This is a genomic window from Streptomyces sp. SID9727, from assembly GCF_010550605.1.
Lineage (GTDB): Bacteria > Actinomycetota > Actinomycetes > Streptomycetales > Streptomycetaceae > Streptomyces.
In genome coordinates, this window is sequence record NZ_JAAGNI010000252.1 from 1 (window position 1) to 9,640 (window position 9,640).

9 protein-coding genes are annotated in these 9,640 nt (G+C 72.9%); 4 read left to right on the forward strand and 5 right to left on the reverse strand.

All coding sequences use genetic code 11. The features are described from left to right. The coding region (locus G3I41_RS16405; RefSeq protein ID WP_164400963.1) for a PQQ-binding-like beta-propeller repeat protein at positions 1-1,360 on the forward strand (1,360 nt) is incomplete at its 5' end. A 3-nt stretch (positions 1,361-1,363) separates the two neighbouring features. On the opposite strand, the gene G3I41_RS16410 is transcribed toward G3I41_RS16405, so the two are convergent. Then, positions 1,364-1,645, reverse strand: coding sequence for a hypothetical protein (locus tag G3I41_RS16410; protein WP_164400964.1), 282 nt, complete (start codon positions 1,643-1,645; stop codon positions 1,364-1,366). Positions 1,646-1,839: 194 nt separating this feature from the next. Here G3I41_RS16410 and G3I41_RS16415 point away from each other — a divergent pair, with 194 nt between their 5' ends. After that, the gene (locus G3I41_RS16415; protein ID WP_164400965.1) at positions 1,840-2,394 is read left to right on the forward strand and encodes a hypothetical protein; all 555 of its coding nucleotides are present in this window, start codon (positions 1,840-1,842) and stop codon (positions 2,392-2,394) included. A gap of 92 nt (positions 2,395-2,486) precedes the next feature. Here G3I41_RS16415 and G3I41_RS36415 read toward each other — a convergent pair whose 3' ends face one another. The 4 genes from G3I41_RS36415 to G3I41_RS16430 all read right to left on the reverse strand — a co-directional run bounded on the left by G3I41_RS36415 (position 2,487) and on the right by G3I41_RS16430 (position 7,241). Next, entirely contained in the window at positions 2,487-2,639 is a 153-nt protein-coding gene (locus tag G3I41_RS36415) for a hypothetical protein (protein WP_203601183.1), read from the reverse strand. A 206-nt stretch (positions 2,640-2,845) separates the two neighbouring features. After that, the gene (locus G3I41_RS16420; RefSeq protein ID WP_164400966.1) at positions 2,846-5,815 is read right to left on the reverse strand and encodes a BTAD domain-containing putative transcriptional regulator; all 2,970 of its coding nucleotides are present in this window, start codon (positions 5,813-5,815) and stop codon (positions 2,846-2,848) included. Positions 5,816-6,053: 238 nt separating this feature from the next. After that, positions 6,054-6,884, reverse strand: a complete 831-nt coding sequence (locus G3I41_RS16425; RefSeq protein WP_164400967.1) for a MerR family transcriptional regulator — start codon at positions 6,882-6,884, stop codon at positions 6,054-6,056. 153 nt (positions 6,885-7,037) lie between these two features. After that, entirely contained in the window at positions 7,038-7,241 is a 204-nt protein-coding gene (locus tag G3I41_RS16430) for a cold-shock protein (RefSeq protein WP_132902898.1), read from the reverse strand. 284 nt (positions 7,242-7,525) lie between these two features. Between G3I41_RS16430 and G3I41_RS16435 the strand changes: the two genes are divergently transcribed. Both G3I41_RS16435 and G3I41_RS16440 read left to right on the forward strand, forming a co-directional pair. Beyond that, positions 7,526-8,404: a menaquinone biosynthesis protein gene (locus tag G3I41_RS16435; protein ID WP_164400968.1), complete on the forward strand. Its 879-nt coding sequence runs from the start codon at positions 7,526-7,528 to the stop codon at positions 8,402-8,404. 243 nt (positions 8,405-8,647) lie between these two features. Further along, the coding region (locus G3I41_RS16440; protein WP_164400969.1) for a serine/threonine-protein kinase at positions 8,648-9,640 on the forward strand (993 nt) is incomplete at its 3' end.

Consider the following 9,640-nt stretch of genomic DNA (forward strand, 5'->3'; position numbering starts at 1 on the left):
GCCCGCGCCGGTGCCGGACGCCGGGGGGCCGGTACGGCTGACCGGGGTCCAGGTGGAGATCGGGCCCGGGCCCCGCGTCCAGGACGTCCGCGCCTCGGCCTCCGGTGCCGACGCGGGCCCGGCGACCGGCTGGGTCCGCCCGCCCGCCGGGACCAACGGCACACTCCCGCCCGTCCCCGTACCCCCTCCGGCGCAGGCCCCCGACGCCGCGCAGTCCGGGCCCGCCCGGTGGCGGCCCTGGCGGTTCCGCATGTCCAACGACGTGTGGGGCACGCCGGTCGTGGTCGGCGACCTGCTGTACGTCACGTCTTTTGAGGTCCACGCGCTGGACACCGGCAACGGGCGGCGCCAGTTCAAGACCCGGGACGTCGCCTGGGCGATGGCCGTCGAGGGCGGCCGCATCCACGCCTCGGACGGTCCCTCCCTCTACGCCCTGGACGCCGCCAGCGGCGCCGAGCGGTGGCGGGTGGGCACCGACGCCTGGGTGTACGCGCTGAAGGCCGACCGGGGCACGGTCGTCACGGCCACCCGGGGCGGCGGCGTCCAGGCGTGGGAGGCGGCGACCGGCGAGAAGCTGTGGGACCTGAGCGGCGCGCAGACGGACTTCGAGACGCCGGAGGGCGGGCCGGTCATCCACGACGGCACGGTGTACGTCTGGCAGGACGCCCGCCTGAAGGCCCTCGACGCCCGGACCGGCGCCGAGCGCTGGTCGTACCCCATCGGCGACGCGGCCTCCTGCGGCGGCGTACCGGTCCGGGTGACGCCCGCGCCGGACGGGTACGTGTACGTCGCCGCCGGGACCCGGGTGCTCGCCGTGGACATCGCGGCCGGGCACGTCCGCTGGCACTTCGAGTGCCCCGCGGTCTTCCTGTCCCCGCCCGCCTTCGCCCCCGGCCCGGCCGTCACCGGCGGCGGGGTCTACCTCGCGGACTACCTCGGCACGGTGTACGCCCTGGACGCCGCGACCGGCAAGGACCGCTGGCGCATCGCCACGGAGGCCCGCCAGTCGGCGGAGCCGGTGCTCGTGGTCGCGGGCAACGTCCATGTGGGCAGCGGCAGCGCGCTGTACACCCTCGACGCGGTCACCGGCACCCCGAAGTGGCGGTTCGCGGCGGGCGGCGAGGTGGTCGGCGCCCCGGTCGTCGCGGACGGCCGCGTCCACTTCGGCTCCGCGGACCACGTCCTGTACACCCTCGACGCGGCGGGCGGCCAGCTGCGCTGGAAGCTCGCCACGGGCGGCGAGATCACGGGCTCGCCCGTGGCCCGGGGCGGCGTGGTGTACGCGTGCAGCAAGGACCGCTGCGTGTACGCGCTGGACGCGCTGAAGGGGACCGGTACGGGGGCCCGCGCCCGGGCGTGAACCTCAGCCGCCGGACGGGCCGGGGTGTTCGCCGGGCGGGCGTGCCGGGTCGGGACCCAGGTAGGGGTCGTCCCCCTCCGGCTCCGGCCAGGGGCTCGTCTGGACCGAGGGCCCGGGCTCCCACGTCGGGGGCCAGGTGTCGGGGGCGGAGTCCGGCGCGGCGGACTCCGGGGCACGACGGCGACGGCGCCCGAGGCGGCCGTCGTACCAGTCACGGAAGGGGCTCAGCACGGCGGCCGCCGCTCCGGCGAGAGCGAGGACCGCACCGAGGACGTTGCGGATCATCTCCGTACCTCCAGAGCGCTCTCGGCTCCGACGCTACGCCGCCCGTGTGGCGGCCGCCACCAGACGGGGACGAGACCGTGACAGGGCCATGACCGGCCCGCCGGTCATCCGCGCCATGCTGTGCGTTACGGTTCCGTGGCGCCCGGCCACCCGGGCCGGCGGCGCACAACAGCACACACGCGGGGGCGGGTTCGATGAGACGGCAGCATGTCAGACTGACGGTGGTCCTGGTCGCGGTGGTACTCGCGCTCACCGGCTTCTCCAGCGGCAGCCACGGCGGGAAGAGCAAGAGCGGGAAGAGCCGGTCCAGCGGCCACAGCAGCGGCGGCGGGTGCTCCAGCTCCAAGAAGAGCAACGGCACCTACCACGACACGGACTCCGACAACGACTACGACGACGACTACGGCTCGTCGAGCGGCTCCTCGGGCTCCACGTACACCGACCCGACCCCCACCGCCACCGCCTCGGACGCGCCGCGGGTGTACGTCTTCCGGTGCGCCCAGCCCGCGAAGGGCAAGCGCAAGGCGGTCACCGCGTCCACCGTCCGCCTGACCCCGGTCGCCTCGGGCACCCACACCTACGAGGTCGACGTGACCTTCCTGGACGCGAGGGGCGGCGTGGTCGACACGGGCGAGGCCACCGTGGAGGCCGACTACGGCGACACGGAGACCGTGTCCGTCCGGATGGACAGCCCGCGCCTGGTGTCCCGCGTGAAGAAGTGCCAGGTCACGGCCGCGGTCCTGTCCTGAGCGCGAGCACGGCCGACCGGGCGCGGACATGCAACGGCCGCGGCGGCCTCCCCTCCGCGCCGCCGCGGCCGTTCCCCCGTCGAGAGAAGTCGTCAGTTCTTGGGCTCCGAAGTGGCGTGCATGTCCAGCGGCTTGATCGTCCCGCCGGTGGCGTGCATGTCCTGGGTCGTTATCTGGACCGCGTCCTCACCGGTGGCGTGCATGTCCTCCGGCTTGATCTCCAGGTCCTTCTTCGCGTCAGCCATGATCGTCTGTTTCCCTTGGCTCGGATGTGATGGGTCGGCGAGGCCCGTCCGGCTGTTCCCCCGTGGACTGCCGGACGAGCCTCCCAGGGCCGTTCACCCTAGTGTCATGGCCCTTGGCGCCAACCCGTCTGCCCCCCGACGCGGCGGATTGACTTGCACGAGAGTGCCTGGCCGCGATAAACGAATGATGAACGCCGACGTGAGCCCTACGCGGTCGCCGACGACGCGGTGGAGTCCAGCAGTTCGCGCACCTCGTCGGCCTCGTGCGAGCCGAGATGGTCGTATATGGCCAGCGCCTCGCGCCAGCACACCTGCGCGCGTCCGAACTGGCCGATGCTGTTCAGCGCACGGCCGAGGACCGTGAGGACGTTGCCCCGCCGCCACTCCCCGCCGATGCCCCGCAGAGCCGTGAGCGCTTGTTCGGCCTTGGTCGCGGCGTCCGCGGAACTGCCCGCCGCGAGGTCCACCTCGGAGAGCCGGAACAGTGTCATTCCCTCCCACAGGCGCTGGCGGCTGTCCCGGAAGATCCCGAGGGCCTCGAGAAGGGTTTCCGCGGCAGTGTCGAACCGGCCGCTCTGGGTCAGGGCCATACCCAGGGCGTACCGCCCGTTCGCGCTGCGCAGGGCGTGCCCCAGGCTGTTGTAGATGTCGGTGCTCTGCTGGGCCAGCGACACCGCGCTCGCGGTCCGCCCGGTGGCGAGATGGATGCGTGAGAGGTTGCACAGGGCACTGGCCTCACCCGGCAGGTCCCCGATCCGGCGGAACCGGTCGATGGCCAGGCTGAGGTACTTCTCGCCGTCGTCGTGGCGGCTCTGGTAGAGCGCCATGATGCCGAGCGCGTTCGGCGCCCAGCAGCCGGGCAGCGGGTCCGCGGTGGTCTCGACGAGTCCCATGACCTGCTCGGCCTCGTCCTTGGCCTGGTCGAAGCGGCCCGTCGTGTGATGCACGTCGGCCAGAGTCACCAGGGCCCGCACCTCGGTGCGTCGGTCGCCGGCTTCACGAGCGGCGTCCAGCACGGCGAGTGCCGTCGTCTCGTACTGCTTGGAGTTCGCCCCGGACTCGCCCAGGTCGAGTGCGGACCAGAGGAGATCGACGGCCCGGGGCAAGGTGCCGGGTGCGGACGACTGCCGTACGCAGGAGAGCAGCGGGCCGGCTTCGGCGTAGAGCCAGTCGAGCGCCGGGTTCCTGTCCTCGAACACCAGCCCCGCGTGCTCCGGGCGTTCCAGATGGTCCACCAGCCGGTCCCCCGGCCGCTCCAGCGCGTACACCCCCGCGGCCGTCGCCAGGTAGAAGTCCAGCAGCCGCGACAACGCCTCCTCCCGCTCCCCGGGCTCCTGCTCGTCCCGCTCCGCGCACGAACGCGCGTACAGGCGGACCAGGTCGTGGTAGCGGTAGCGGCCCGGGGCGGCCGACTCGACCAGGGACGTGTCGACCAGGGCCTCCAGGAGGTCCTCCGCGGTGTGCGGATCCAGGTCGAGGAGGGCGGCCGCGGCGGCGAGGGAGATGTCCGGGCCGTCCGCGAGGCCGAGGAGGCGGAAAGCGCGGGCCTGGGCCGGTTCCAGCTGGCCGTAGCCGAGTTCGAACGTCGCCTTCACCGCGAGGTCGCCCGCCTGGAGCTCGTCCAGGCGGCGGCGCTCGTCGGCCAGCTTGGCGGCGAGGACCGAGACGGTCCAGGTGCGGCGGGAGGCCAGCCGGGAGGCGGCGATCCGGATCGCGAGGGGAAGGAAGCCGCACGCGGCGACCACGTCGAGCGCGGCTTCCCGCTCCGCGTTGATCCGCTCCTCGCCGGCGATCCGGGTGAAGAGCTGGAGCGCCTCCTCCGGCGACATCACGTCCAGGTCGACCAGGTGCGCCCCCGCCAGGTCGACCATCCGCACCCGGCTCGTCACCAGCGCCGCGCAGCCCTCCGTGCCGGGGAGCAACGGGCGGATCTGGGCCGCGTCGTGGGCGTTGTCCAGGAGCACCAGGACCCGGCGGCCGTCGAGCGTGGAGCGGTACAGCGCGGCCCGCTCGGCCAGCGACTCCGGCAGGGCCGAGTCGGTGGTGCCGAGCGCCCGCAGGAACGCGCCGAGCACCGTCTCCGGCTCGGCGGCCCGGGCCCCCGCGCCCTGGAGGTCGACGTACAGCTGCCCGTCCGGGAAGTGCCGGCGGGCCTGGTGGGCGACGTGGACGGCGAGCGTCGTCTTGCCGACGCCCCCGATGCCGGCCAGCGCGGAGACGGCCATCACGGACCCCTCCGCCGTGGCGAGCCGGTCGCCCAGCTCGCGTACGAACGCGTCCCGCCCCGTGAAGTCCGGGACGGTCGCGGGCAGCTGGGCCGGGCGGACCGGCGCGGGGGCCGGGGCGGGGTCGTCCGCCGGGCGGGCCAGTTCCTCGTCGGCGCGCAGGATGCGCTGCTGGAGCTGCGCCAGTTCGGCGCGCGGATCGACCCCCAGCTCCTCGGCGAGCAGCCGCCGGGTGTCGGCGTAGACGGCCAGCGCCTCCGCCTGCCGGCCGCTGCGGTACAGCGCCACCATCAGCAGCTCGCGCAGCCGCTCCCGCAGGGGGTGCGCGGCGGTGAGCGCGGTGAGTTCGGAGACCGCCTCCGCGTGGCAGCCTGCCTCCAGGTCCAGGTCGAGCCGGGTCTCGGTGAGCTGGAGCCGCCACTCCTCCAGGCGGGTGCGCTGGTACTCCGCGTACGGCCCCGGAACGGAGGCCAGCGCCTCGCCGTCCCACAGGCCCAGCGCCTTGTTCAGCAGGGCCCGCGCCGCGTTCCGGTCGCCCGCCGTCCGCGCCTTCTCCGCCCCGGCCGCCAGCTCCTGAGCCGCGGTCAGGTCCAGCGCGTCGGCGCCGGTGCGCATCGCGTACCCGCCGGAGTCGCTGACCAGGGTGTCGGTGCCGAGGACCTTGCGGAGCCGGGAGGCGTAGGTGCGTACGGCGGCCAGCGCCTGCGACGGCGGCTCGTCGCCCCAGATGCCGTCGATGAGTTCGGCGGCCGTCGCCGTGTGCCCGCCGCGCAGCAGCAACGCCGTCAGCAGCGCGCGCTGCTGCGGCGAACCGGACGGCAGTGTCTCGCCGCCGCGCCGGACCCGTACGGGACCGAGTACGGAGAAGTGCAGCGCGGCCTCGTCCTCCGGGCCCCGCTCGGGCGTCCGCTGCTGCGGTACGCGTACCCGTGGCCCGTCGTCACGGCCCATTGCTGCCTCCTGTCCTGCCTGCGCACAGCCCGGCACGGCCACTGTGTCCGGATCGGTCATAGGCCGTCCGGATTGCTCCATACCGTTGATATCGCCGTCAACAGTCTGCCTTGTGAAGGGTCGGCCCGTCAGTAACGGATGACTCTCTGCACAAGCCCTCGACAACGATTCGGAACGGGGCGGTCGGGACAGGAGCGCACGAAGCGGGGCGCCCGTCCGGAGACGGGCGCCCCCGGTCTCAGGCCGTCGCCCGGACCACCGGCTCCTGGAGCTCGGTCACCCACGCGTCCCGGTCCTCCGGGCACTCCAGGCTGATCTCGCGGGCGTACCCCGACGAGCGGTAGCCGTTGGCGTCGATCCAGCGGGCCAGGGTCTGGGCGGTGGGCAGCACGGCGTCCATGGAGCCCCGGTGCACGATCGTCGCCGCCTCGAACGCGGGCAGCTCGACCACGGCGATCCCGGTGTCACCGACCGGCCCGACGGACGCGGAGACCGTCACCCCGGCGTGCACGACGACGCCGCCGCCGTCCGGAACGTCCTCGTACCGGGCGATCCCCGGGCCGGACGGGGCCAGGCCCGCCTCCCCGAGGAGGGGGAAGAGCCGGTCGTACAGCGGGCCGATCACCGGGGAGATGTCCTGCGGCTCGTAGCTGCCGGCCACCCCCGTCAGCTCCGCGACCCGCACCGCGGGCACCTTCTTCATCACGACGTCGTCCGTGGACATGTGTCCCTCGCTCTCGATGGACCGGAGCCTCGCCTCGACCTGCGCCAGCCGCGCGGCCGCCGCCGCAATCGCCGCTTCCAGCTCCGTACGCCGCAGCCGCAGCATCCCCCGAAGCTCCTCCGGGCCCACCGCGTCGTCCAGGACGGCACCCACCTGCTGGAGCGTGAAGCCGAGGTCCTTGAGCGCGATGATCCGGTTGAGCCGGGCGAGCTGGGCGGCGCCGTAGTGGCGGTAGCCGGTCGAGGGGTCGGTGCGGTCCGGGTGCAGCAGCCCGATCTCGTCGTAATGACGCAGCATGCGGGCCGACACCCGCCCGTACCGGGCGAAGTCTCCGATGGTGAACATGACGTCTCCCACTGCACGGCTTCACACGGTGTGAAGGTCAAGGGACGGCCGGGACGGGCCACGCACGGGCAGGAGCCCCGCTCCTCCGCCGGTGCGGAGGAGCGGGGCTCCTTGGTACTGCTCTTACCGGCCGCGATCGGCCGACCCGGGCAACTAGGCCGGGGTGACGTTCTCAGCCTGCGGGCCCTTCGGGCCCTGAGTGACGTCGAAGTTCACGACCTGGTTCTCCTCGAGGGAGCGGAACCCGGACGAGTTGATCGCGGAGTAGTGGACGAAGACATCCGGGCCGCCGCCGTCCTGGGCGATGAAGCCGAAGCCCTTTTCAGCGTTGAACCACTTGACGGTTCCGGTAGCCATAAGCCCTCCTTGGGCCAAAGGGTTGCCCTGCTCCAGAACCTGCAATGAAGTCTGAAAACTACAAAAGCCTGCGGGGTCACATGCTCCGCAGGCTCTGTACTGCAAGGGAAACCAAACTGCAACTTGCTGCCGAGCCTAGCACGCAGCGTGTCCGTAGGGGTAGAGGGAAAGATCACTTCACCCGAATGTTTGATTGCCGCCCGGATGAGCCATCCGAGAGGGCCTTCGTGTGCGCCGCCGCCCCCGGTGGGGCGGCCCGCGCGGGACGGGTCTAGCCTCGCGATGTGGACAATTCAACCGTTTCAAACGTCGCGGGCGACGACCGTCGCCCCCGGCCGCGCGTCGGCCACATCCAGTTCCTCAACTGCCTTCCCCTTTACTGGGGGCTGGCACGGACCGGAACCCTGCTCGACCTGGAGCTGTCGAAGGACACCCCGGAGAAGCTCAGCGAGCAACTGGTCAGGGGCGAGCTGGACATCGCCCCCGTCACCCTCGTCGAGTTCCTGCGCAACGCCGACGACCTGGTCGCCTTCCCCGACATCGCGGTCGGCTGCGACGGCCCCGTCATGTCGTGCGTGATCGTCTCGCAGCGGCCCCTGGAGGATTTGGACCGGGCCCGCGTCGCGCTCGGCTCGACCTCCCGGACGTCCGTACGGCTGGCCCGGCTGCTGCTCGCCGAGCGGTACGGCGTCACCCCCGACTACTACACCTGCCCGCCGGACCTGGGCCTGATGATGCAGGAGGCGGACGCCGCCGTCCTCATCGGCGACGCGGCCCTCCGCGCCAACCTGCACGACGCCCCCCGGCTCGGGCTCCAGGTCCACGACCTGGGCGCGATGTGGAAGGAGTGGACGGGCCTGCCGTTCGTCTTCGCCGTCTGGGCCGCCCGCAAGGACTACCTGGCCGCCGAGCCGGACGCGGTCAAGCAGGTGCACGAGGCGTTCCTGGCCTCCCGCGACCTGTCCCTGGAGGAGGTCACCAAGGTCGCCGAGCAGGCGGCGCGCTGGGAGGCGTTCGACGCGGAGGTCCTGGAGCGCTACTTCACGACGCTCGACTTCCGCTTCGGCCCGGACCAGTTGGCGGGCGTCGAGGAGTTCGCCCGCCGCACCGGCGATGTCGCGGGCTTCCCGGCGGACGTGAAGGTGGAGCTCCTCGGCGGATGAGAACACCCCGCCGCCGGGGAATGGCATTTTCGATTTCGTTGAACGTGCGATGAATGGCGGATTGCGCAATCGGTCATCGGGGGAGACCGGTGCATTCACGCCTTTTATCGCGGTGAACGACGTCGTTCGTTCCCCTTGGGGGCGAAATCGGCGGATGGTTTCTCCCGTGACCGGACGAGACTTCACGGACACGAACTAGGCTTCGGTCGGAGGTCCGGCCGGTTCACAGGGGGAGTTCTCGATATGCAGCCGCTGGAAGCCGGGGAACCGCGCAGCATCGGCTCCTACCGGCTGCTCGGCAGACTCGGCGCCGGCGGCATGGGCCGTGTGTACCTCGGACGCAGCGCCGGCGGCCGCACCGTCGCCGTCAAGGTCGTCCACCCCCACTTCGCGCTTGACGAGCAGTTCCGCGCCCGGTTCCGGCGCGAGGTGGAGGCGGCCCGGCGGATCGGTGCCGAGTGGACCGCGCCCGTCCTGGACGCCGACCCGGACGCCCCGGTCCCCTGGATCGCCACCGGTTACGTGGCGGGACCGCCGCTCTCCGCGGCCGTCACCGAGCACGGCCCGCTGCCCGAGCACGCGGTCCGGGTGCTGGGCGCCGGGCTCGGCGAGGCGCTGGCCGCGGTGCACGAGCGGGGCCTCATCCACCGGGACGTGAAGCCGTCCAACGTCCTGCTCGCCCTGGACGGCCCCCGCCTGATCGACTTCGGTATCGCCCGGGCCATCGACGCGACCACCTCCCTCACCTCCACCGGGGTCTCGGTCGGCTCGCCCGGCTACATGGCGCCGGAGCAGATCCGGGGCACCGGGATGTCGGGCGCGGCCGACATCTTCTCGCTGGGCGCGGTCCTGGCGTACGCGGCGACCGGTACCGCGCCGTTCCTCGGCGACTCCTCGGCCGTCCTCCTCTACAAGGTCATCCACGAGGAACCGGAGCTGGGCGAGCTGGAGGGCGGGCTCCGCGAGACCATCGCCGCCTGCCTGGCCAAGGACCCGGAGCGGCGGCCGACCCCGGACGAGCTGGCCCGCAGGCTGCTGCCGGGCGGCGCGGCGGCGGCGGTCGCCGCGGGCTGGCTGCCCGGCCCCCTGGTCCGCGAGGTCAGCCGGTCGGCGGTGGCGCTGCTGGACCTGGAACCGCAGGAGACCCCGGCGCAGTCGGGTCCGGTGCCGTTCAGCATCCCGTCGATCGGGGCGGAGACGGGCGAACCCGCACCCCTGAGCGCGGCTTCGGGCGGT